Here is a 22,989-nt window from a genome sequence, read left to right as displayed (position 1 = left end):
AAATAGTTATTGTCTGGCGAACCACGCGCGCAGCTGCGCTTCGAGTTCGTTAATATCGATGATGTTGGTAATCACCACCAGCTGGCTTTCCGGGACGCTGGCGCTGGCGGCAATATCTTTTGCCATCACGAATAAATCTGCCGCGCCCGGCGTTGCCGACGACAGATCGGAGTGCTCAACCTCAGCCTCGATATCGAGCTTTTTCAGCACCTTTTTAATATTCATCTCAACCATAAAACTACTGCCCAGGCCAGAACCGCAAATTGCCATAATTTTCATTGTTATCACCTTTTTTTGGGTAGAGTACGTCCGCATCACGCAGGTGCGTAATGGGTTATAAGTCGGATAATAAAATTAAATCAGAAACGCGCGATGATAGTTTTTATCTCCTCCAGGTTGGTTGCCTGATGTAATTTATTCATATCTTCATCGCTGGAAAATAATTCCGCCAGCGCAGAGATTGTTTCGATATGGCTATGCTTATCCGGGGCCGCAAGCATAATGACAATATCAACCGGGTCGAACTCTTCCGAGCCAAAGGACACGCCCTGCCCCAGCTTCAGCAGCGACAGACCTAAGCCTTTCGCTCCCTCCTCCGGTCGCGCGTGCGGCATCGCCAGACCCGGAGCCAGTACATAGTAGGGCCCCAACCTTTGATGCTGCTCCACGATGGCCTTTACGTACGCAGGTTCTATCACACCGGCCTTGAGCAGCGGTTGGGCACAGATGTCCAGCGCCTGTGGCCAGGTTTCCACGCTCTGCCGCAGCATGATGGTGGCATCCGAGAGCCATGTTTTGAGCATTTTGTCACCCCCACTTTTAGCAAAAGATGGGCAAACTTTATGCAAGCAGCCAAGAGTTATCTGCGAGAGCGATCACAAAGATAGCGCTACCAACGTTGAACATTCAGATTTGTGATAGCGCTATCAATTCGCAATCATCCCATCAAAACGCAGCAAAAAGGCCCGTTTAAGGCGTATACTCCTGACACGTGAAGTAATGGATGATAATAAAAAACGTCTGTTTAGCAGGAATGTGTATGTCTCTAACCCGAAAACGGCGTAGTACCGGTAAAGTCACGATCGCCGACGTTGCGCAACTGGCTGGCGTAGGAACGATGACCGTGTCCCGCGCCCTTCGCACGCCGGAACAAGTTTCCGATAAGCTACGTGAAAAAATCGAAGCGGCGGTGCAGGAGCTGGGGTACATGCCTAATCTTGCCGCCAGCGCGCTGGCGTCAGCCTCCTCACGAACCATCGCCATGGTGGTGCCAAATCTTGCGGAAGCGGGCTGCTCGGCGATGTTTGCCGGGCTTCAGCAGATATTACAGCCGGCAGGATATCAAATCATGCTGGCGGAATCGCAGCACCGTCTGGAGCAGGAAGAGAAACTACTGGAAACGCTGCTGGCTTCTAATATCGCCGCCGCCATTCTACTGAGCGTTGAGCACAGCGATACCGTACGCCACTGGCTGCAGAACGCCTCGATTCCGGTGGTGGAGATGGGCGCAATGCGCGCCGATCCTATCGACATGAATATCGGCATTGATAACGTGGCGGCGATGTTCGAGCTGACGGAGATGCTTATCCACCGCGGCTATCAGAATATCGGTCTGCTGTGCGCCAATCAGGAACAGTGGATTTTTCAGCAGCATTTACAGGGATGGTATAAAGCCATGCTGCGCCATCACATGTCGCCAAACCGGGTGATTAACGCCGCGCTGCCCGCCAACTTTTCCACCGGCGCTTCACAGCTGCCGGAGTTTTTGCTGGCATGGCCGGAACTCGATGCGCTGGTCTGCGTTTCCGATGAGCTGGCATGCGGAGCGCTGTATGAATGCCAGCGTCGGCGCATCAAAGTTCCTGATGATTTAGCCGTCGTCGGCTTTGGGGATAGTGACGTAAGTCGGGTCTGCCAGCCACCGTTAACGACGATGGCGGTACCGCATCACAAGATTGGCATCGAAGCCGGCCGTGCTCTTCTGGAGCGGCTTAGCGAGGGAAACTGGAGCGACAGAAGACCCATCGCATCCAGTTTATGCATGAGGGATAGCTGTTAAAACTACTCGGCCTCTTCCTGCTTTTCGCTTTTTGCTGACTCATTATTGGCATTGCGGGTCATCCACAGCGCCAGCGCTTTTAATGAATCCGGGGTGAACTCATCGCAGCGGGCGGTGATCTCTTCCGGCGTCAGCCAGCACACTTCGCTCACTTCTTCTTCCTGCAGGGCGAACGGCCCGTGCGAGACGCAGCTAAACAGGCCGCCCCAGACGCGGCAGTGTTTATCTTCGTAGTAAAACTGCCCGTGGTCAGCAAAAGGCACGCCGGCAATACCGAGCTCTTCTTCCGCCTCCCGGCGCGCGGACTCCAGCATTTGCTCGTCAGCCTGCACCACGCCGCCGGCGGTAGCGTCCAGCATGCCAGGCTGGAAATCTTTTGTTTCGGTACGGCGCTGTACCAGGATTTTGCCCATCCCATCATGAACAACAATGTAGGTCGCACGATGACGCAAACACTCCGCACGCATTTGTTCGCGGCTGGACTGTGCTATCACCTCATTGTTTTCATTAACAATATCGACCCATTCTGTGCTTGCCAAATGATTCTGTTCCGCCATCAGGAAACCTTACTTTTTAAAGCGCTCTTGCGGCGCGTCTATACGGTTGAGGGGTAAATTACGGGTAAATTGCGACCTCTGCAATAACCTGATTATCATCGAGTGCTAAAACCTGCAATTGCCCCTCGTTCAGCAGACCGTAGCTGGCGGTAAATCCCCCTTTAGGGATGCTGACCGAGCCGGGGTTGAAGAGGAAAATCTCACCGCGTTTCTCGGCAACCGGAATATGAGTATGACCATAAGCCAGCACATCGCCAGCGGCGAGGGGAGGCAAATTATCGGGGCTATACAGATGTCCATGGGTCAGAAACAGGCGGGTTCGCTCGCTCAAAACCTGCTGCCAGGGGGCGGTAATGGGGAAATGGAGCAGCATCTGATCGACTTCGCTGTCGCAGTTGCCGCGTACGGCAATCACCCGCTCCGCCACGCTATTGAGCGCTTCCGCGACCTGGGCCGGGGCATAGCCTTCTGGAAGAGCGTTACGCGGCCCGTGATTAAGCACATCGCCGAGGATAACCAGCCACTGCGCCCCACTGCGCGCGAACAGCTCAAGCACGCGTTCAGCGGCAGGCAGAGAGCCGTGGATATCCGAGGCAAACATCAGCTTCATACAATTTATCTCCACGCATGACGATGCGTCTATGATAACGGAACCGCTGAAGCTTATCAGCCCGCGCGTTTGGCTGAGAGTGCGACGTAGCGCTGTACCGACGCCCGCTGCCACTGGAAGACGGCGTAATCCGCCAGCGCGGCGGGGACCTCATCGCCGTTAAGGACCAGTCGATTGAGCATCAGCGCCAGGTCGGTATCGGCAATGGACCACTCGCCAAATAGATTCTGCCCGCCGTGGGACAGCAGTACGCCAGCCGTTTCAAACAGCTTAGCGGCGCTTTTTTGCCCGGCGTCGCTGAGCGGAGGCTTCTTTGCACCGCCAAAGACCACGTCCGTTGAGCGTTCTTCACGGATCGGCATTAAATCGCTGCGCAGCCAGGCCTGTACCTGACGCGCCCGCGCGCGCTTTTGCAGGTCATGCGGATAAAGCCGCTCCCATTCCGGGGGCGCAAAGCGCTCGTCCAGATATTCGGTAATCGCGGAGGATTCGCTCAGAAAAAACTCGCCGATCTCCAGCAGCGGTACGCGTCGCGTCGCGCTGTAGCCTTTCCAGCCGCTTTGCAGATGCTCGCCGCTGTCGAGGTTGACGGTTTTTAGGGTAAAAGGCAGGCTCTTTTCCTGCAGGGCAACGTAGACGGACATCACATATGGCGAGAAAAAATCGGCGTCGGACCACAGGGTAATCGCGGGCTGGCTCATAGCATCCTCAATGGCTAATGTAATGGGGCGATACGCCAACATATCCTGTCTTTCAGAGGATGTCACTGACCGCTAGCCTCAGGATCTTACATACTTCTCTGAGGTGTACGCTATCGGCGAAAGTCATCCAGAATGAGGCAAACCTGCCGGATGATGCCAGTTCACCTATACTCGAAAAGTTTGCGACCTGTGACGGCGAGGGACTCTCATGATCGATCTTTACTACGCACCCACCCCCAATGGCCACAAAATCACGCTCTTCCTTGAAGAAGCGCAGCTGCCTTACCGCCTGATCCGGGTGGATATCAGTAAGGGGGAGCAGTTTCAACCGTCGTTTCTGGCGATTTCACCGAACAACAAGATCCCGGCGATCGTTGACGATGCTCCCGCCGACGGCGGCGCCCCGTTAAGCCTGTTTGAGTCCGGCGAGATCCTGCTTTATCTGGCTGAAAAAACCGGCAAATTACTGAGCGGCGAACTCCGCGAACGCCACGTTACGCTACAGTGGTTATTCTGGCAGGTCGGTGGGTTAGGGCCGATGCTCGGGCAAAATCATCATTTCAACCACTTTGCTCCGCAGGCGGTGCCCTACGCCATTGAACGCTATCAGGTGGAAACGCAGCGTCTGTATGGCGTGCTCAATCGGCGCCTTGGCGAGAGCCCCTGGCTTGGCGGCAATCACTACAGCATCGCCGATATCGCCTGCTGGCCGTGGGTGAATGCCCATCAGCGCCAGCGTATCGACCTCGCCAGTTTTCCGGCGGTGCATAACTGGTTCGAGCGCATTCGCCAGCGCCCGGCCACCGTTGAAGCGCTGCTGAAAACAGAAGCCCATTAACCCCCTGCTCGCCCGGGAAGCTTTGATGTATGATGGCGGAAATTACTACACGGAGGAAGCCTGCAATGTCTCAACCAGACGCCATTATTCGAATTAAGAACCTGCGCCTGCGTACTTTTATCGGAATTAAAGAGGAAGAGATCGCCAACCGCCAGGACGTGGTGGTTAACGTCGCTATCCATTATCCGGCGGAGAAATCACGCAACAGCGAAGACATTAACGATGCGCTGAACTACCGCACCATCACCAAGCGTATTATTAGCCATATTGAGAATAACCGCTTCTCTCTGCTGGAAAAATTAACTCAGGATGTGCTCGATATCGCACGCGAACATCACTGGGTCACTTATGCTGAAGTAGAGATCGATAAACTGCATGCGCTGCGCTACGCCGATTCGGTATCCATGACGATGAGCTGGCGGCGTTAGGCGCATCATCTTAGGGAGGCGCTATGAACGTTCTGCTTACTGGCGGTACCGGCCTGATAGGCCGACATCTGATCCCCCGGCTACTGGAGCTGGGGCATCACGTAACGGTTTCAACGCGCAGCCCGGAAAAGGCCAAAAGCCGCCTCGACCCACGCGTCACCCTGTGGCGCGATTTCGAGCATCAGGCGAACCTCAACGGCATTGATGCCGTCATTAATCTGGCAGGCGAGCCGATCGCCGATAAACGCTGGACGGCGGAGCAGAAACAACGTCTCTGCCACAGCCGCTGGGATATCACGCAAAAGCTGGTCAAGCTGTGCAACGCCAGCGATACGCCACCCACGGTGCTGATAAGCGGTTCCGCCACCGGTTACTATGGCGACCTCGGTGAAGTCGTGGTTACCGAAGAAGAGCCGCCGCACAACGAGTTTACCCATAAGCTTTGCGCCCGCTGGGAGCAAATCGCCTGTGAAGCACAGAGCGATCGCACCCGCGTCTGCCTGCTGCGTACCGGCGTGGTGCTGGCGCCGCGCGGCGGCATTCTGGCCAAAATGACGCCGGCTTTTAAACTTGGCCTCGGCGGCCCTATCGGTAGCGGAAGGCAATATCTGGCGTGGATCCACATTGACGACATGGTCAACGGTATCCTCTGGCTGCTGGATAACGACCTGCGGGGGCCGTTTAATATGGTTTCCCCTTACCCGGTGCGTAACGAGCAGTTCGCCCACGCGCTGGGCCATGCGTTGAATCGGCCCGCCATTTTCCGCGTCCCGGCGGCGGCGATTCGCCTGCTGATGGGAGAATCTTCCGTTCTGGTACTCGGCGGCCAGCGCGCGCTGCCAAAACGCCTGGAAGCCGCCGGATTTGGCTTTCGTTGGTACGATCTGGAAGAGGCCCTTGCCGATGTCCTGAAATAGTTCAGGGGCCTTCAGGGAGGTCTCGGCGATCTCCCTGCTCTGTTATTTGTGGAACCCTCCTCGCAACGCGTAAAAACCACCGCGTCTGTCGCGTCTTAACTGTGAATCTCATTCCAGCGATCTCCCCTTCACTCTGTCATAACCCCTGCGTGTGATTTAACTTTACCCAGCCGTTGACATCCGTCAACATTATATTCAGTATTAGCAGGACACATTGATGAAGGAACATCCGGATAAACATATCAGAGCCGCTATTGACTACGCGCTGGCGCGCGGCTGGATTTTTCTCCCTGGCGGCAAAAGCGCGCACTGTTTTGGGCGACTGATGTGCGGAACAGCCCACCATCGGGAACACATGATGAGCATCTGGTCAACGCCGGCGGCGCCCATGCACCATGCCAGGCAAATCATCCGCATGGTCGATCGCTGTCTGGTACCCGTATCGGGTCAGATTAACCACAAGAAGGATTAAACCATGGCGCTGTATAACTTTACGCTCACCCTCTCCGGCGTCACCGCGCATACCGTGGGACTAGAGGATGCGCTGCATGCGGCAGGCTGCGCTGATGCCCTGGTCTGCTTTTACGGAACGGCGGTCTATCTGGAGTTCGACCGCGAATGCGATTCTCTCGAACAGGCCATTTTGTCAGCGATTGCCAATATCGAATCCGCCCCGGCCCTGAATGCGCGGGTCGAATCCGTCGATTCCGCGCTGGTTGGATTAAGCGATATTGCTGAACTCACCGGCCTGACGCGACAGGCCATCGCCTTATTGAAAGATGGCGCACGAGGCTCGGGCCAGTTTCCAGGGCCGGTACAGCGGGTGAAAGGCAATTCGCCGCTGTGGCGCTGGAAAACCGTCGTCGGCTGGCTGGTGATGGAGGGACGGCTTGCCGGGGATTCACCGCTGGTCGCCCACGCCGAGGTGCTGGACAACCTCAACCTGGCGCTGCAGTTGAGGGCGACGCAAGAGAGCAACACCGTGCTGCGCTATCTCGGCGGGCTCGAAAATCAGCGCCGGGCTTCACCGAGGGTCGGTTAGACTCAGCGCTTTATGATGTTAAGGTGGCGGAATAATCCACCTCTATGGACTGCATGATGATAATACTCACTACGCCGCGCCTGCGCCTCTCGCCGTTTCACGCATCCGACTGGCCATTTTTCCTGCGCTTACGGCGAGACCCGGAAGTGATGCGCTATATGGGCGAGGTTCTTGAAGAGCCAGCGCTGCGGACGCTGTTTGAATCCCGCTGCGCTGACCCTGGCGTATTCGTACTGCGCGACGCCAGCGGCGCGGCGGTTGGCGATATCGGCCTGCGCATCAGCGGTAAAAATCCGCACGAAGCGGATGTCGGATACGCTCTCCTGCCCGATGCTCAGGGAAAGGGATACGCCAGCGAAGCGTTAAAAGCGATTTGCGACTACGGCTTTAACCAGCTCGGCGTTCACGCGATAAATGCCTGGGTGCTGGGCAATAACGCTGGCTCTTCCCGCCTGCTGGAAAAACACGGTTTTATCCGCATTCAGGTGCTCGAAAAAGCGTATCATTTGAACGGAATGGATTACGATGACTGGGTGTATCGGCTGGAACGCTAGCCGTCCCGGCGGAGGAGATTCCGCCGGGGGCATAGACAGTATTACTTTAACGAGCCCTTCAGGAACTGCTGCAGGCGCGGGCTTTTCGGATTGCCGAAAACATCGTCAGGGTGCCCTTCTTCTTCAATCTTGCCCTGATGCAGGAAAATCACATGCGAAGATACATGGCGCGCAAAGCCCATTTCATGCGTTACCACGACCATGGTTTTCCCCTCTTCCGCCAGCTGCTGCATAATACGCAGTACTTCGCCCACCAGTTCAGGGTCAAGCGCCGACGTCGGTTCATCAAACAGCAGTACGTCGGGCTCCATCGCCAGCGCGCGGGCAATGGAAACGCGCTGCTGCTGGCCGCCGGAGAGGTGCACCGGATATTTAATCTGCTGGCGTTCGTCAATACCGACTTTTGCCAGATATTTGACCGCCCGATCGCGGGCTTCCTGTTTGCTCAGGCCCAGCACCTGAATCGGCGCTTCCATCACGTTTTCCAGCACCGTCATATGGCTCCACAAATTGAAGTGCTGGAACACCATCGTCAGGCGGGTACGCAGCAGGCGCAGCTGGTTCTTATCCGAAACCTTTAACTGACCGTCTTTATCGCGAACCAGGCCAATGTTTTGCCCGTTAACGACGATCGTCCCTTCGCTGGGCTTTTCAAGAAAGTTAATGCAGCGCAAAAAGGTACTTTTACCGGAGCCGGATGAACCAATAATACTGATCACATCTCCGGCTTTCGCCCGCAGTGAGACGCCTTTCAGTACCTCATGCTCGCCGTAACGTTTATGCAGATCGATTACATTTAATTTATTGTCGGACATGGCGTTCTCAGTGCGTCGAAGAAGGTTTGATGTGCTGGAGCCAGCGCTTTTCCGCCCTGCGGAACAGGCTAATCAGCACATACGAGATAATTAAATACAGTACTGCGGCAATACCAAAGGCGGTAAACGGCTGGTAGGTTGCCGAGTTAATATCGCGGGCAATTTTCAGCAGATCCGGCACCGTGGCGGTAAAAGCCAGCGCGGTGGAATGCAGCATCAGAATCACTTCGTTGCTGTACGCAGGCAGAGCGATACGCAGCGCGGAAGGCAGGATAATGCAGCGATACATTTTAACCGAGGAAAAACCGTACGCCCGGGCGGCCTCTATCTCGCCTGCCGGCACTGAACGAATCGCCCCGGCGAAAATCTCCGTGGTATAGGCGCAGGTATTCAGCGTCAGCGCTAGCACCGTACAGTTCAGCCCGCTGCGAAAGAAGGCGTTCAGTAGTTCAGTGCCTTTGACGATTTCCAGCGTATACATCCCGGAATAGAACACCAGCAGCTGAACGTACAGCGGCGTGCCGCGAAAGATATAGGTGAATAGCCAGATGGGGAACTGGATAAATTTGTTGCTCGACACTCGCCCTATCGCGAGGAAAACCGCCAGGATGCCGCCCATCACCACGGAAGAGATCAGCAGCCAGAGCGTAATCGCGACGCCGGTAAAGCGGTAGCCATCGGTCCACAGCAGGGATTTCCAGTACTCCTGAATAATGTCAATCACAGGTCAGCCCTCTTCACGCCCACAGAGTAACGGCGTTCGAGCATCAGCAGCACACCATTGGAAACCGTTGTAAATACAAGATAAATCAGGCCGCAGACGATGGCGAAGTAGAACGGCTCCCAGGTGCTTTTACCCGCCAGCTGGGTTGCCTTGACCACATCCTCCAGCCCCAGCAGCGAGACCAGCGCGGTCGCTTTGAGGATCACCTGCCAGTTGTTGCCTATTCCAGGCAGCGCATAGCGCATCATTGCCGGGAACAGAATGCGACGAAAAGTTTGCCCGCCGCTAAAGCCGAAAGCCGTCGCCGCTTCAATATGCCCCGTCGGCACCGCCAGGAAGGCGCCGCGAAAAGTTTCGGTAAAGTAGGCGCCGTAAATAAAGCCCAGCGTGATGATACCCGCCACCATTGGGTCAATATCAAACTGCGCCAGGCCAAGCGCATCGGTCACGCTGTTAAGCGCGATCTGCAGCCCGTAGAAAATCAGCAGCATCAGCACCAGATCGGGTACACCACGGATTAAAGTGGTATAGCCTTCAAAAATCAGCGCTAATGGACGATTGTTAGAAAGTTTCGCCCCAGCGCCCGCCAGGCCGATAAGCACCGCCAGAACGACCGAGCTTAACGCCAGCTCAAGGGTGACCAGCGCGCCCTGAAATATAACCTGTGAAAACCCGTACAGCATGCTGTCTGCCCTGTCTGTCATCAACCATCGCGCGTGAAATCACGCGCGATGGGGTACGCGGGATGATTAGTCGCCGTACACGTTAAAATCGAAATATTTCTTCGCCAGCTTGTCGTAGGTGCCGTCCTGGCGCATCTCGGCAAAGGCTTTATTCAATGCTTCACGCAGTTCGTTGTCCTCTTTACGCAGCCCCATACCGGTGCCGACGCCGAACAGCTTCTCGTCTTTAATCGACGGGCCGCCGAACTGATAATCCTTGCCGATAGGCTGTTTGAGGAAGCCTTCGCTGGCGGCGACTTCATCCTGGAACGCAGCATCGATACGTCCAGCGGTCAGGTCAGAATAAATATTGTCCTGCCCCTGGTAGGAAACGATTTCAATACCCTTCGGCGCCCAGTGCTCGTTGCCGTAGGTTTCCTGAGTGGTACCCTGCAGAACGCCAACGCGTTTACCTTTCAGCTTCGCGAGGTCTGGCGTAATATCGCTGCCTTTTTTCACGACCAGGCGCGAATCCGCCGCGTAAAGCTTGTCGGTGAAGGCAATTTCCTGCTGACGTTTTTCGGTGATTGAAAGCGAAGACATAATGGCATCGATTTTCTTCGCTTTTAAAGACGGGATCAGCGCGTCCAGCGGGTTCTCAATGAAGGTACATTGCGTATTGATGCGCTTACAGAGCTCTTTTGCCAGATCGATGTCAAAACCAACCAATTCACCCTGTGCATTCTTGGATTCGAACGGGGCATAAGTAGGATCGGTGCCGATGCGGACTTTTTGCGGAATGGCTGCGAATACAGTGGAAACGCTGGAAAGGGCCAGCGCTAAAGAGAGAGACAACGCCAGTTTTTTCATAACTATCCTCAACAGACTGTCATTCTAACGGATTTATTAGAAGTACTTACGGCAGTTATCGTGCCATTATTCGCCCCGGTAAGGCAAAACATTCCGCGCCGGGAAGCAAATTTTTTCGCATCAGAAACGCTTAACTATGCACTTATTAACATCCCGTGCGGAATTCTTTGCACCAAAGCGATCCGCAAAAAGCGCAGTTGCACCAATAATGGGCAGAAATAGATACGCGTGGCCCGGAGTCCGGGCCAGCGGGCGTCTTACTCACCGTAAACGTTGAAGTCGAAGTACTTCTTCGCCATTTTGTCGTAGGTACCGTCTTTACGCATGTCAGCCAGCGCTTTATCAAACGCGGCCTTCAGCTCGCTATCGTCCTTACGCAGGCCGATGCCGGTACCATCACCGAAGAATTTTTTGTCTTTAACGGAAGGACCGGCAAACGCAAAATCTTTACCGGCGGGTTGCTTGAGGAAACCTTCGCTCGCGGCCACTTCATCCTGCAGTGCGGCGTCAAGGCGGCCAGCGGAGAGGTCTGAGTAAATCAAATCCTGGTTCTGATAAGCCACGACATCGACGCCGTGGCTGCGCCAGCGTTCATTACCATAGGCCTCCTGGGTAGAGCCCTGAAGCACGCCGACATGCTTGCCTTTCAGCGATTCCAGCGTCGGCTGAATCGGCGAGCCTTTGGCGGCAATCAGGCGCGAGTCGGCGGCGTAGAGCTTGTCAGAGAAGGCGATTTCCTGTTGGCGTTTTTCCGTAATCGACAACGAAGAGATGATAGCGTCGATTTTCTTGGCCTTCAGCGACGGGATCAGGGAGTCGAAATCGCTGCCAACCCAGCTACATTTTACTTTAATACGCGAACAGAGCTCATTGCCCAAATCAATGTCAAAACCCACGAAATCCCCTTTCGCATCCTTAGAAGAGAAAGGCGCGTAGGTGGCATCGGTGCCAATGCGAATACTCTGCGGCAGCGCGGCGAACGCGCTGGAGGCGCTGCAAATGCCCATCATTAAAGAAAGAGCCAGGACCGTCTTCTTCATAGGTTACCCTTAAGTGTCGTGATGTTGTTATGCGATGCGTTATTTTGTTATTTGTGCTGCCGACAAAATCTTGCACGTTTTATGCCATTTTCTCAGTGCGTGCTGGAAATGGCGTTAAATTTGTTAAATAAAGGTTGCAAGTTTGTCTTAAAAGGGAAGATACCAGCAATAACGGATAAACCGCAGTGTCACAGCGCAAAAAAACAAATTAAATGTTGAGGATTTGATCGAGGCGACAAAATTGCACTGCGGCAATGCAGATGTGAATAAAGCGCACTATCTTAGTGCGCTTTACGCTCCCTGCCAGCGGGTAAAGAGGTCTTCAGGAAGAGAAATATCAAACTGATCGATAACGCGGTTGACCGTTTGGTTTATCACGTCATCAAGGGTCTTTGGCCGATGATAAAACGCGGGAACCGGCGGCATAATCACCGCGCCCATTTCCGCCGCCTGGACCAGCAGACGCAGGTGGCCAAGGTGGAACGGCGTTTCCCTTACGCACAGCACCAGCGGGCGACGCTCTTTGAGCACCACGTCTGCCGCCCTGGTCAATAGCCCATCGGTATAGCTATGAACAATGCCGGAAAGGGTCTTCATCGAACACGGCAAAATGACCATTCCCGCGGTTTTAAAAGAGCCGGAAGAGATGCTGGCGGCGATATCGCGGGCATCGTGCACCACATCGGCTAACGCCTGCACCTCCCGCAGGGAGAAATCCGTCTCCAGCGCCAGCGTCTGCCGCGCGGCCTGGCTTAAAATAAGATGGGTTTCGACATCAGGCACCTCGCGCAAGACCTGGAGCAAACGCACGCCGTAGATTGCGCCGCTGGCGCCAGAAATGCCGATAATGAGTCGCTTCACGATGATTGCCCCTTTCCCACGATGGCGCAGACTTTGCCGGATTATAGCCCCCGACGCAACCGCGGACCCGCAATTGGCGCGAGAAAATAAAAAAGCCCGCAGTCTCCGGACCGCGGGCTTTCAGCAAATCAAAGGATTACCCTTCGTTATGCATCTCTAAGTTTTCAACTTCGTTTTGCAGCTGAACCGCTTTCGCATCGTCGTTACGCAGGGAATCGAGATAGTCCAGATATTGCTGATCAACATCTTTGGTGACGTAGATACCGTTGAACACCGAGCATTCGAACTGCTGAATATCCGGATTCTCAGCGCGCACCGCGTCAATCAGATCGTCCAGATCCTGGAAAATCAGGCCATCGGCGCCGATGATCTGGCGAATCTCATCCACTTCACGCCCGTGAGCAATCAGCTCGTTGGCGGTAGGCATATCGATGCCATACACGTTCGGGAAGCGAATTTCCGGCGCCGCGGAGGCCAGATACACTTTCTTCGCCCCGGCTTCGCGCGCCATCTCAATAATCTGCTCAGAGGTGGTGCCGCGCACGATGGAGTCATCCACCAGCAGCACGTTCTTATCGCGGAACTCGGCGCGGTTGGCGTTAAGCTTACGGCGCACGGACTTACGGCGCAGCTGCTGGCCCGGCATGATAAAGGTGCGGCCAACGTAGCGGTTTTTAACAAACCCCTGGCGGTAAGGTTTGTCGAGAATACGGGCAATTTCCAGCGCGATATCGCAGGAGGTTTCCGGGATAGGAATGACCACGTCGATATCCAGATCTTCCCACTCGCGGGCAATTTTCTCGCCCAGCTTGGTGCCCATATTAACGCGCGCGCTGTAGACGGAGATTTTATCGATGAAGGAGTCCGGACGCGCAAAGTAGACGTATTCGAACAGGCACGGGTTGCTGACCGGGTTCTCCGCGCATTGACGAGTGAACAGCTGACCTTTTTCGGTGATGTACACCGCTTCGCCAGGCGCCACGTCGCGCAGGAACTCAAAGCCCAGCGTATCCAGCGCCACGCTTTCCGAAGCCACCATATACTCGGTGCGGCCATCACCGATATCGCGCTTGCCCAGCACCAGCGGACGGATGCCGTTCGGGTCGCGGAAGGCGACCATGCCGTGGCCGATAATCATCGCCACGCAGGCGTAAGCGCCTCGAATCTGGCGGTTGGTGGCAGCGATCGCCGCAAAAATGTTGTCTGCTTCCAGCGGATAGTGGCGGAAGTTGTCCAGCTCGCTGGCGAAGATATTCAGCAGGATTTCAGAATCGGAGGTGGTGTTGATATGGCGGCGTTTTTCTTCAAACAGCTTTTTACGCAGCTCGTGAGCGTTAGTCAGGTTACCGTTGTGCGCTAACGTGATGCCATACGGCGAGTTGACGTAAAAAGGCTGTGCCTCGGAGGCGCTGGAGCTGCCCGCCGTCGGGTAACGAACGTGACCAATACCCATATTGCCCTGCATACGCTGCATATGGCGAGCTTCAAAAACGTCGCTCACCAGTCCGTTCGCCTTACGCAAACGGAAACAGTTGTTCGCATCAATAGTGATGATGCCTGCGGCATCCTGGCCACGATGCTGAAGCACCGTTAACGCGTCATAAATCGACTGGTTTACCGGCATAACACCGGCGATACCGACAATACCGCACATACGTCTTTTCCTCGTTAAGCTACATCCCAACGCTTATGCTTTGGGCAAGAAACTTGACGAGCTCTGCAGATAGTCAAAAAACCATCTGATAACGAAACTGAACTGCGGGATAAGCTCAGACTTTTGCCAGTCTTCGCTTTTCGCCATACCGGTAAAGCTATCGAGAAAGAACAGAATCGCTGAGACGATTAACACCCCGCGCAGGGCGCCAAAGCAGATCCCTAACACCCTGTCGGTTCCCGACAGGCCGGTTTTTTCCACCAGCTGACCTATCACAAAGTTAACGATAGCGCCGACGATAAGCGTTGCGATAAACAGTATCGCGATAGCAATCCCATTTCGGACCAGTTCGTCTTCAAAGCCCGTGAACCAGACAGCCAGGTAAGTGTAGTAATGACTGGCAACAAAGAAAGCGCATCCCCAGGTTACCAGCGATAAAGCTTCACGAACAAAGCCGCGGATCAGGCTAACCAGTGAGGAAAAACCAATCACCGCAATTATGGCGTAATCAATCCAGACCATATACGTCCCACGATTTTATGCCCTGTCGTCCGGTTCGGGGCGCATTCTAACAGAAAAAGAAAACGTTTGCGTAGGGATTTCCATGCCCTACAGAAATAAAAATGGCGCTGAAAAAACATTCAACGCCATACTGCCTTTCGCCTCTTCAGGGCGCGTCAGACAGGGGTTCCGGCCCTCTACTCCTTTAAAAAAGAGAGAGTTAGTTCGGGCTGTAGCCCATGACCACGCCGCTAAGTCCTGAAATCTGCTTCAGCTCGCCAAGCTGGCCTTTCAGCTTATCCTTCGAAGTATCCGGCCCCACGAGGATACGGGTGATTTTACCCTGCACCGGCGTCGAAGGCGACGTGTAAACTTTAAAGCCGGAAGCGCGCAGCTTACCAACAATTTCGTTGACCTTATCGGCGTTCTTCAGCGCGCCCAGCTGCACAACATAAGCTTTGCCGGTCGGTGCCGGAATTTCAGCCTGCTGCTGCGGTTTAGGCGGCGGCGTCTGCGCCGTAACCTGCTGCGTCTGCGGTTTCTCTACCGGCTTAGGCTGAGGCTTCGGCTGAGGTTTCGGCTGCGGCTTCGGCGTCACAACCGGCTCCTGGACCACATCAAAACTGTTGTTGTTCACCGGTATTCGCGACGGATCCAGCGATGGCGCAGCGGCATCGCCTGCTCGCACCTCTTCCGCCGCCCCTTCCGGAGGCTGCGAAGGCAGCGCCTGAGTCGCTGCAGGTAACATATCCGGCTCATCGCGATCCCCCGGCTTTGGCACCAGCGGGATCGCGGCAAACTCATCCTGATAATGTTTTTTCTGACCATCCAGCAGCCCTGGCAGGATAATCACCCCCAGCGCCACCAGCACAATCGTCCCGACTAAACGGTTCTGAAACTTACTCGCCACCGATTCTCCCCGCGTCTATTTCTTCCATTACATGCGCCACCGTGTGGAATGAACCACATACCAGCACCGTATCTTCAGGTCTGGCGTCCGCCATCGCGGCATGCCACGCCTGCGCGACGCTAATATAGACTTTGCCTGTGCGCAAATGTTCCAGCAGCTGCTCCGCCGTGGCTCCACGCGGCCCTTCCAGCGGCGCGCAGTACCAGTCGTCAACTTCCGTCTGCAGATTTGCCAGCGTACCTGCGATATCCTTGTCATGCAGCATACCAATAACCGCCAGCACGCGCCCCGTTTTCGATAAGGTTCTGAGACGCCCCGCGAGATATGCCGCCGCATGCGGGTTATGGGCAACATCAAGGATCGTCCGGGGAGCCTCGCTGATTATCTGGAATCGCCCCGGCAGCATCGCGTGTTGTACGCCGTCGCGAATCGCCTGCTCGCTAACCTTAAGCCCGCTGGCGCGCAAGGCCGCAATCGCCGTAGCCGCATTCGGCATCGGAACCTGCGGCAGCGGCAGGTCGGTCAACGCCCCCTGCCGATCGTAGAAAGACCAGCCTTGTTCCCCGGCCTCGTACCGCCAGTCAACGTCACGGCGCAGGAGCCGCGCCCCTTTTTCATCCGCCACCTGAGCCATGGTCAACGGCATATCGGGTTCACCGACGATGGCCGCTTTGCCGGCGCGGAAAATACCCGCCTTTTCGCGGCCGATGCTTTCGCGATCCGGCCCCAGCCAGTCAGTATGATCGAGGGCGATACTGGTCACCACCGCCACGTCGGCATCGACGATATTGGTCGCATCCAGGCGGCCGCCCAGGCCCACCTCAAGAATCACCACATCCAGCCGCGCCTGCTGAAACAGCCACAGCGCGGAAAGCGTGCCGAACTCAAAATAGCTCAGGGAAATCTCACCGCGCGCGGCTTCAATTTCGGCAAAAGAGGTAGTGTGCGCCAGCTCCGTCAGCTCCTCGCCCTGCACGCGCACCCGCTCGGTGTAGCGTACCAGATGCGGCGAACTGTAAACTCCAACCTTGTAGCCCGCCGCCATCAGCGCCGACTCCAGGGTACGGCAGGTAGTGCCTTTACCGTTGGTTCCCGCCACCGTGAAGACAAACGGCGCCGGTTTTAATACCGCCATCCGCTTCGCGACCTCGCTGACGCGCGCCAGGCCGAGATCGATAGTTTTGCTGTGCAGATGCTCCAGATAAGAAAGCCACGTAGCCAGGGGCGACGCGGCCTGAGGAATAGGTTGTTTTTCCATGATGTCCGGCAAGAGTTAAATCGCTACGCGTATAAAAAAGGGCAGCGCCGTCAGGCCTGCCCTCTCCATTATCAGGCCTCTGGTTCCTGATCCGGTACCGGCGGCACCACCTCGCCTTCGTGAGCGGGTTCCGGATTTGGCGCCGGAAGGTTCATCAGCTTCGCCAGGATACTGGCCAGCTTCAGACGCATTTCCGGGCGGCGTACGATCATGTCGATCGCCCCTTTCTCAATCAGGAACTCGCTGCGCTGGAACCCCGGCGGCAGCTTCTCGCGAACGGTCTGCTCGATAACGCGGGGACCGGCAAAGCCGATCAGCGCTTTTGGCTCAGCGATGTTGAGATCGCCCAGCATTGCAAAACTCGCCGAGACGCCGCCCATGGTTGGGTCGGTCAGCACGGAGATATACGGCAAGCCGCGCTCCTGCATTTTCGCCAGCGCAGCGGAGGTTTTCGCCATCTGCATCAGCGACATCAGCGCTTCCTGCATACGCGCGCCGCCGGATGCGGAGAAGCAAATCAGCGGGCAGTTGTCTTCCAGAGCCTGCTCAACCGCGCGAACAAAGCGCGCACCGACCACGGAGCCCATTGACCCGCCCATAAAGGAGAATTCGAAAGCGGCGGCAACAACCGGCATATCGTGCAGGGTGCCTTTCATGACCACCAGCGCGTCTTTTTCGCCGGTCTCTTTCTGGGCGGACGCCAGACGGTCTTTATACTTTTTCGAATCGCGGAACTTCAGCACATCTTTCGGCTCGAGCTCGCTACCCAGCTCCACGAGGGAACCTTCGTCCAGCAGACTATGCAGGCGGTTGCGCGCCGACATACGCATGTGGTGATCGCACTTAGGGCAAACCTCCAGGTTGCGCTCCAGCTCTGCGCGGTACAATACCTGTCCGCAGCTGTCGCACTTGGTCCATACACCTTCAGGAATACTTGCCTTACGGGTGGGGGTTATATTGCTTTTAATTCGTTCAATCCAGCTCATTGATAACCTTTCTACCTGAACCTGGTCGATGCCAGTTTTGTCGCAAGGGGCGCATAATGCCATTTTTGCCCCTTACAGACCATGAATGTTGCACATTAAATCATAACATCCCGTAACATGGGATAAAAAAGTGGTCGAACCGCTCACACTTCACTCTACGGACGGCGGCATACCGCCCGAAGATCGTCGCCGCGTTATTTCGCCTGTTTCGCCGCCGCCCGCTTGTGGCGGATGACTTCAATCACGCCAGGCAATACGGAGAGGACGATAATCGCCACAATCAGCAGCTTAAGGTTTTCCTGTACGATCGGCAAATCGCCGAACAGATAACCCGCATAGGTAAATAACAGCACCCACAGCAGCGCGCCAACAACGTTATACATCGCAAAATGACGATAGGACATATGCCCCATTCCCGCCACAAACGGCGCAAACGTTCGGACGATCGGCACGAAACGCGCCAGAATGATAGTTTTACCGCCGTGGCGTTCGTAGAAGCTATGGGTCTTATCCAGGTAGCTGCGGCGGAAAATTTTCGAATTGGGATTGCTGAAAAGCTTTTCACCAAACAGCCGGCCAATCGTGTAGTTCAGCGCATCGCCAACAATCGCGGCAATGACCATCAGCAGCACCATTAAATGCACGTTGAGATCGTTGGTCGGCAGCGCGGAGAGCGCGCCCGCCACAAACAGCAGAGAATCCCCCGGCAGGAACGGCGTGACCACCAGACCGGTTTCGCAGAACAGAATCAAAAATAAAATCGCGTATACCCAAATACCGTACTCCGCGACCAGCTCAGCCAGATGCACATCAATATGCAGGATAAAATCAATTAAAAAGTGAATCAGGTCCATAGTTTGCGTTAGCCCTTAATAACCCGGTTAGTCCGCCAGAAACAGCGGGCCCATCGGCATGACCGGGAGGTCGTAGCGGGCCGGGTAGTCCACCGACACCAGATACAATCCTTCCGCCTTTGCCGTTGCGGCGGCAAGCGTCCTGTCTTTTGCCGCCAGAAGTTCTGCAATCCAGCTCTCTGGCTGGTTACCGGCACCTACTTCCATCAGACTGCCGACAATGTTCCTTACCATATGATGTACAAAGGCATTCGCTTTGATGTCCACCACCACATATGCACCATAACGGGTGACGTTGATGTGCATCACGTTGCGCCACGGCGTGCGCGACTGGCACTGTACCGCACGAAACGAGGTGAAATCATTCTCTCCCAGCAGACACTGAGCGGCGCGCTGCATCCGCTCCGCATCCAGCGGCAGATAATAATGGGTTACGCCGCGGCTCAATACCGCCGGCCGCAGACGATGATTATAGATAACATAACGATAGCGACGCGCCGTGGCGCTGAAGCGGGCGTGAAAATCTTGCGGAACCGGCTTCACCCAGCGCACCGCAATGTCGCCGGGTAAATTGGCATTCACGCCCAGCGTCCATGCGGCATCCTGACGCTGCGCGCGCGTTTCAAAATGCACCACCTGACCGGTGCCGTGAACGCCGGCGTCCGTACGGCCGGCGCAAAAAACGTTAACAGGCTCGTTCGCCACCTGCGAAAGCGCCTTTTCCAGCTTCTCCTGCACGCTGCGAACTTCATTCTGCCGCTGCCAGCCGTAGTACTTGCTGCCATCATATTCGATGCCCAGCGCAATTTTGTAGACCGGCGGCTGCTCCATCTCAGACATCAGTACAGATACTCCTGAACCAGCTTCTCAGCGATTTTCACCGCCATCAGCGCGCCGCCAAAACGGACGTTATCGGCAACGGACCAGAACTGCACCTGCTCCGGCATCCCGTAATCGTTATGCACGCAGCCGACGGAAAGGCGGCCATTACCGGAAGCATCGCCGACCTGCGTCGGGAACTCGCCCTCTTCTGACAGCTCGATATCTTCGCCGCGGCTAAGGGCATCGCGCGCCTCTTCCGCCGCCAGCGGGCGCTGCGCTTCAAAGCTGACCATCTGTGCATGACCGTAGAATACCGGCGACTGAACGACGCTTGCGGAGATCATCAGGCCGTCATCCTGCAGAATTTTTCGGACTTCATCGACGATACGACGCTCTTCGCGCACGCTTCCTTCCCGATCGGGCAGCAGCGGCAGCATATTGAACGCCAGCTGGCGGCCGAAGAAGTCGTCCTCATCGATCGGAACACCGTTAAGCAGTTTGGCGCTCTGCCCCGCCAGCGCATCGACCGCTTTTTTACCGTGGGCGGAGGCGGACAGCAGGTTGGTCACGCTGATGCGCGACAGGCCGCCCTGATCGATCAGCGGTTTTAACGCCGACAGCAGCTGGCTGGTCAGGCTATTCGGTACCGCAATAACGTTACGATTGCGGTAATCCGCCAGCACGAACGGGTTGACATCCGGCACCACCAGCGGCACGTCCGGCTCCAGCGCAAACAGACCGCTTAAATCAATCACCAGGCAGCCCGCGTTTGTAGCGTCGTCGATATACGCCGCGGTCGCTTCGACGCCGGCGGCAAAAAAGGCCAGCTGGACCTGGGTCCAGTCGAATTCGGTCGCATCCTGTACGACAACCGACTTGCCCGAAAAGCGCAGATGTTCCCCAGCGCTATCGCTTCGAGCCAGGGCATAAATATCCCCCACCGGGAACTGACGATCGGCAAGCGTTTCGAACAGGGCTTCGCCTACGGCGCCCGTTGCGCCCAGTACGGCAATATTCCAGCCTTCAGACATGGTGGTGTACTCCAGAAAAAAGCGGCCCTGCCGGATTATCCAGCAGGAGCATTAAGATGATATTAACGAACAGGATGATGTACGGCGTTGAAGCCCAGCTGGCGCAACAGCGTCGCCGCCTGCGCATCGCTGCACTGCACGTACAGCGAAGACCATTCACGGCGTTCCTGATAATTTTTACGCAGTTTGTCGAATTCACCCGCAACGCCCGCGACTTTTCGCAGCGGCGCATCATCGCGGCGCACATCATACACCAAATGCGCCAGCCGTTTTAGCGTTGCCTGATCGAGCGGCCCGTGCAGCGTAATGCGGCCAAATTCCGGCGCCGGCAGCAATGTGTCCAGCGCCACCTGCTGCGGATGACCAATAAACGCGCTGTAGGCCTCAAAAACCTGCGTCGTGCCGCGCGCTTTTCCTTCAAGGGTATAACCGGCAATATGCGGCGTACCAATATCCACCCGCTTGAGCAATTCGGTATTCAGGTCCGGCTCCGGCTCCCAGACATCCAGTACCACGCTTAACGACTGATTGGCCTGCAGCCGCTGCAGCAGCGCGGCGTTATCCACCACTGGCCCACGGCAGGCGTTGATTAAAATCGTCCCCGGCTTCAGGCGGCGAATCAGCGCCTCATCCGCCAGGTGCAGCGTTTTGTACTGCCCTTCCTTATAGAGCGGCGTATGGAAAGTCAGAATGTCCGCTTCCTGCACCAGCTCGTCGAGGGTGTGAAAATCGCCCTCATCGCCACGATCGGCGCGCGGCGGATCGCAAAGCAGGGTTTTTATTCCCAGCGCCTCAAGGCGCTTTTGCAGGCGCCCGCCCACGTTACCGACGCCCACGATCCCGACGGTACGGTCGCTAAGCGCAAAACCATCGCGCTCGGCCAGTATCAACAGCGCCGAAAACACATATTCCACCACCGCGATAGCGTTGCAGCCCGGGGCAGCGGAAAAGCCGATTCCCGCCTGCTGCAGCCACGCCTGATCGACATGATCGGTACCCGCCGTCGCGGTGCCAACAAATTTGATCGCCTTGCCGGAAAGCAGCGCTTCGTTAACTTTGGTGACGGATCGCACCATCAGCGCATCGGCGTCATTCAACGCATCGACCGGGACAGGGCGGCCAGCAACTGCCTTGACTTCCCCCAGGCGGCTAAAAAGCTCGCGCGCATAGGGCATATTTTCATCAACGAGGATTTTCACGGTTCAGTACCTGTCTGAGAGCGAGAGTAAACCGGGGAAGTGTGCCATAATCTGGCCGCCAGGAACATCATCACCCGGCCCTTAGTACAGCAATACGCAAAGGATTAATCATGACGCAACCCGTTTCAGGTATGTCCGAACGCCCTCCGGGATCGGGCGAACCTCCGCTCACCACTCAGCAGCGTACCGCGCTTGAGCGGCTCATTACGCGCCTGGTGGCCTTAACCTCGCAGCAAAATGCGGAAGTGTGGGCCTGCGTAAAACACGATCTTAGCCTGAAAAACGATGCGCCGCTGCTGGCAAGCCATTTTGCCGCCGCCGAGCACAGCCTGAACCAGCGCTTAATCCTCGCCCAGCAAAATCATCACCGTCGGCAAATCCTGGCGCAGCTGAGCGAACTGCTGAACCAGGGCAACAATCGCCAGGCGGTCAGCGATTATATTCGTCAGCATGACGGTCAAACCGCGCTGCATGCATTGACCCAGCCGCAGCTGGAGAATGTTCTGCAACTCCTGCAAAGCGGCCAGCTGTCGATTCCTCAGCCGCAGCAGCGCCCGCCAACGCATCGTCCGCTGCTGCCAGCGGAACACAACACGCTCAATCAGCAGGTGACCAAACTCGCCGCGGCCACCGGCGAGTCCAGCAAGCTTATCTGGCAATCCATGCTGGAGCTAAGCGGCGTCAAGAGCGGAGAGCTGATCCCGGCGACCCACTTTACGCCCCTCTCCTACTGGCTCCACGCGCGGCAAACGCTCAGTTCTCAGGCTGCGCCGACGCTGACCTCGCTGCAGGCCGCATTAAAACAGCCGCTTGAAGCCGCGGAATGGCAAAGAGTGATGGATTTTGCCCAAACCCACTGGCACGCGACGGCGCAAACGCCGCTCAGCGCGGCTCAGCTGCTGACGCTGCTTAACAAAATTTTCGTGCTCAGGGTCGCCAGAGCCCAGGAGACGCTGGCGATCCCGCCGGTTCAGGCGCCTTCCGCCTCACCGTGGCTGGCATTGAAAAAACCGTGGGTTATCGCGCTGGCAGCTATCGTGGCGCTTGGCCTGCTGTGGCTGGTGATTTAAAGACATCTCATCGGCCCGCATCGCGG

General features: G+C 56.2%; 28 protein-coding genes. 8 read left to right on the top strand and 20 right to left on the bottom strand.

Translation table 11 applies throughout. The features are described from left to right. Window positions 1-6: 6 nt before the first annotated feature. Both ACE3MN_RS07595 and ACE3MN_RS07590 read right to left on the bottom strand, forming a co-directional pair. Window positions 7-279, bottom strand: coding sequence for a PTS sugar transporter subunit IIB (locus ACE3MN_RS07595; RefSeq protein ID WP_004870916.1), 273 nt, complete (start codon window positions 277-279; stop codon window positions 7-9). 80 nt (window positions 280-359) lie between these two features. Further along, a complete protein-coding gene (locus tag ACE3MN_RS07590; RefSeq protein ID WP_004870914.1) occupies window positions 360-803 on the bottom strand; it encodes a PTS sugar transporter subunit IIA in 444 nt (147 codons plus the stop codon). Between the two features lie 236 nt (window positions 804-1,039). On the opposite strand from ACE3MN_RS07590, the gene ACE3MN_RS07585 reads away from it, so the two are divergent. Continuing rightward, window positions 1,040-2,059, top strand: coding sequence for a LacI family DNA-binding transcriptional regulator (locus ACE3MN_RS07585; protein WP_004870912.1), 1,020 nt, complete (start codon window positions 1,040-1,042; stop codon window positions 2,057-2,059). Between the two features lie 2 nt (window positions 2,060-2,061). Here ACE3MN_RS07585 and yfcD read toward each other — a convergent pair whose 3' ends face one another. Genes yfcD through yfcF form a run of 3 tightly spaced genes read right to left on the bottom strand, consistent with a single transcriptional unit; the run spans window position 2,062 to window position 3,927 of the window. Further along, on the bottom strand, window positions 2,062-2,616 hold the full coding sequence (gene yfcD, locus ACE3MN_RS07580) for an NUDIX hydrolase YfcD (RefSeq protein WP_004852867.1): 555 nt from the start codon (window positions 2,614-2,616) through the stop codon (window positions 2,062-2,064). A 58-nt stretch (window positions 2,617-2,674) separates the two neighbouring features. Beyond that, window positions 2,675-3,226 (bottom strand): phosphodiesterase, encoded by a 552-nt coding sequence (yfcE, locus tag ACE3MN_RS07575; RefSeq protein WP_004123174.1) that lies wholly within the window; start codon window positions 3,224-3,226, stop codon window positions 2,675-2,677. Window positions 3,227-3,282: 56 nt separating this feature from the next. Then, the gene (gene yfcF / locus ACE3MN_RS07570) at window positions 3,283-3,927 is read right to left on the bottom strand and encodes a glutathione transferase (RefSeq protein ID WP_049087140.1); all 645 of its coding nucleotides are present in this window, start codon (window positions 3,925-3,927) and stop codon (window positions 3,283-3,285) included. Window positions 3,928-4,135: 208 nt separating this feature from the next. Between yfcF and yfcG the strand changes: the two genes are divergently transcribed. The 6 genes from yfcG (at window position 4,136) to ACE3MN_RS07540 (ending at window position 7,706) form a co-directional block, all read left to right on the top strand. Beyond that, entirely contained in the window at window positions 4,136-4,765 is a 630-nt protein-coding gene (gene yfcG / locus ACE3MN_RS07565; RefSeq protein ID WP_049087139.1) for a GSH-dependent disulfide bond oxidoreductase, read from the top strand. A gap of 65 nt (window positions 4,766-4,830) precedes the next feature. Beyond that, window positions 4,831-5,193: a dihydroneopterin triphosphate 2'-epimerase gene (gene folX, locus ACE3MN_RS07560; protein ID WP_004104107.1), complete on the top strand. Its 363-nt coding sequence runs from the start codon at window positions 4,831-4,833 to the stop codon at window positions 5,191-5,193. Between the two features lie 23 nt (window positions 5,194-5,216). Further along, window positions 5,217-6,110, top strand: a complete 894-nt coding sequence (locus tag ACE3MN_RS07555) for a TIGR01777 family oxidoreductase (RefSeq protein WP_024359275.1) — start codon at window positions 5,217-5,219, stop codon at window positions 6,108-6,110. 217 nt (window positions 6,111-6,327) lie between these two features. Beyond that, entirely contained in the window at window positions 6,328-6,582 is a 255-nt protein-coding gene (locus ACE3MN_RS07550; protein ID WP_024359276.1) for a hypothetical protein, read from the top strand. 3 nt (window positions 6,583-6,585) lie between these two features. Then, window positions 6,586-7,152 carry a hypothetical protein gene (locus ACE3MN_RS07545; RefSeq protein WP_049088443.1) on the top strand — a complete coding sequence of 189 codons (567 nt, stop codon included), beginning with the start codon at window positions 6,586-6,588 and terminating at the stop codon, window positions 7,150-7,152. 56 nt (window positions 7,153-7,208) lie between these two features. Then, window positions 7,209-7,706 (top strand): GNAT family N-acetyltransferase, encoded by a 498-nt coding sequence (locus tag ACE3MN_RS07540; RefSeq protein ID WP_074192168.1) that lies wholly within the window; start codon window positions 7,209-7,211, stop codon window positions 7,704-7,706. A gap of 41 nt (window positions 7,707-7,747) precedes the next feature. On the opposite strand, the gene hisP is transcribed toward ACE3MN_RS07540, so the two are convergent. The 15 genes from hisP to pdxB all read right to left on the bottom strand — a co-directional run bounded on the left by hisP (window position 7,748) and on the right by pdxB (window position 21,893). Then, complete coding sequence (gene hisP / locus ACE3MN_RS07535; RefSeq protein WP_004123193.1) at window positions 7,748-8,521, bottom strand: histidine ABC transporter ATP-binding protein HisP; 774 nt, start codon at window positions 8,519-8,521, stop codon at window positions 7,748-7,750. 7 nt (window positions 8,522-8,528) lie between these two features. Continuing rightward, entirely contained in the window at window positions 8,529-9,245 is a 717-nt protein-coding gene (gene hisM / locus ACE3MN_RS07530; RefSeq protein ID WP_004870894.1) for a histidine ABC transporter permease HisM, read from the bottom strand. Then, the gene (locus tag ACE3MN_RS07525) at window positions 9,242-9,928 is read right to left on the bottom strand and encodes a histidine ABC transporter permease HisQ (RefSeq protein ID WP_004123199.1); all 687 of its coding nucleotides are present in this window, start codon (window positions 9,926-9,928) and stop codon (window positions 9,242-9,244) included. Before ACE3MN_RS07525 ends, hisM begins: the two co-directional genes overlap by 4 nt. Before the next feature lie 66 nt (window positions 9,929-9,994). Beyond that, complete coding sequence (hisJ, locus tag ACE3MN_RS07520) at window positions 9,995-10,777, bottom strand: histidine ABC transporter substrate-binding protein HisJ (RefSeq protein ID WP_004123203.1); 783 nt, start codon at window positions 10,775-10,777, stop codon at window positions 9,995-9,997. A gap of 257 nt (window positions 10,778-11,034) precedes the next feature. After that, entirely contained in the window at window positions 11,035-11,817 is a 783-nt protein-coding gene (argT, locus tag ACE3MN_RS07515; protein WP_049131203.1) for a lysine/arginine/ornithine ABC transporter substrate-binding protein ArgT, read from the bottom strand. 291 nt (window positions 11,818-12,108) lie between these two features. Then, window positions 12,109-12,678, bottom strand: coding sequence for a UbiX family flavin prenyltransferase (locus tag ACE3MN_RS07510; protein WP_049088439.1), 570 nt, complete (start codon window positions 12,676-12,678; stop codon window positions 12,109-12,111). A gap of 136 nt (window positions 12,679-12,814) precedes the next feature. Further along, window positions 12,815-14,332, bottom strand: a complete 1,518-nt coding sequence (gene purF / locus ACE3MN_RS07505; RefSeq protein WP_004123211.1) for an amidophosphoribosyltransferase — start codon at window positions 14,330-14,332, stop codon at window positions 12,815-12,817. A gap of 33 nt (window positions 14,333-14,365) precedes the next feature. After that, entirely contained in the window at window positions 14,366-14,854 is a 489-nt protein-coding gene (cvpA, locus tag ACE3MN_RS07500; protein ID WP_004104143.1) for a colicin V production protein, read from the bottom strand. 199 nt (window positions 14,855-15,053) lie between these two features. Next, window positions 15,054-15,743, bottom strand: a complete 690-nt coding sequence (gene dedD, locus ACE3MN_RS07495) for a cell division protein DedD (protein ID WP_004870885.1) — start codon at window positions 15,741-15,743, stop codon at window positions 15,054-15,056. Then, window positions 15,733-17,001 carry a bifunctional tetrahydrofolate synthase/dihydrofolate synthase gene (folC, locus tag ACE3MN_RS07490; protein WP_024359287.1) on the bottom strand — a complete coding sequence of 423 codons (1,269 nt, stop codon included), beginning with the start codon at window positions 16,999-17,001 and terminating at the stop codon, window positions 15,733-15,735. The genes dedD and folC overlap by 11 nt, the downstream gene beginning before the upstream one ends. Window positions 17,002-17,072: 71 nt before the next feature. Continuing rightward, entirely contained in the window at window positions 17,073-17,987 is a 915-nt protein-coding gene (gene accD, locus ACE3MN_RS07485; RefSeq protein WP_004870882.1) for an acetyl-CoA carboxylase, carboxyltransferase subunit beta, read from the bottom strand. Window positions 17,988-18,181: 194 nt separating this feature from the next. Further along, on the bottom strand, window positions 18,182-18,841 hold the full coding sequence (locus ACE3MN_RS07480) for a DedA family protein (protein WP_004123217.1): 660 nt from the start codon (window positions 18,839-18,841) through the stop codon (window positions 18,182-18,184). A 27-nt stretch (window positions 18,842-18,868) separates the two neighbouring features. Continuing rightward, on the bottom strand, window positions 18,869-19,681 hold the full coding sequence (gene truA / locus ACE3MN_RS07475) for a tRNA pseudouridine(38-40) synthase TruA (RefSeq protein ID WP_004870879.1): 813 nt from the start codon (window positions 19,679-19,681) through the stop codon (window positions 18,869-18,871). Continuing rightward, window positions 19,681-20,694 (bottom strand): aspartate-semialdehyde dehydrogenase, encoded by a 1,014-nt coding sequence (locus ACE3MN_RS07470; RefSeq protein WP_024359288.1) that lies wholly within the window; start codon window positions 20,692-20,694, stop codon window positions 19,681-19,683. Before ACE3MN_RS07470 ends, truA begins: the two co-directional genes overlap by 1 nt. 62 nt (window positions 20,695-20,756) lie before the next feature. Continuing rightward, a complete protein-coding gene (gene pdxB / locus ACE3MN_RS07465; protein WP_004870875.1) occupies window positions 20,757-21,893 on the bottom strand; it encodes a 4-phosphoerythronate dehydrogenase PdxB in 1,137 nt (378 codons plus the stop codon). Window positions 21,894-22,003: 110 nt separating this feature from the next. On the opposite strand from pdxB, the gene flk reads away from it, so the two are divergent. Then, window positions 22,004-22,963 (top strand): flagella biosynthesis regulator Flk, encoded by a 960-nt coding sequence (gene flk, locus ACE3MN_RS07460; RefSeq protein ID WP_004870874.1) that lies wholly within the window; start codon window positions 22,004-22,006, stop codon window positions 22,961-22,963. Window positions 22,964-22,989: the final 26 nt, after the last annotated feature.

Source organism: Klebsiella grimontii, from assembly GCF_042137965.1.
Classification (GTDB): Bacteria; Pseudomonadota; Gammaproteobacteria; order Enterobacterales; family Enterobacteriaceae; genus Klebsiella; species Klebsiella grimontii.
This window is presented reverse-complemented; position numbering and strand designations above follow the sequence as displayed.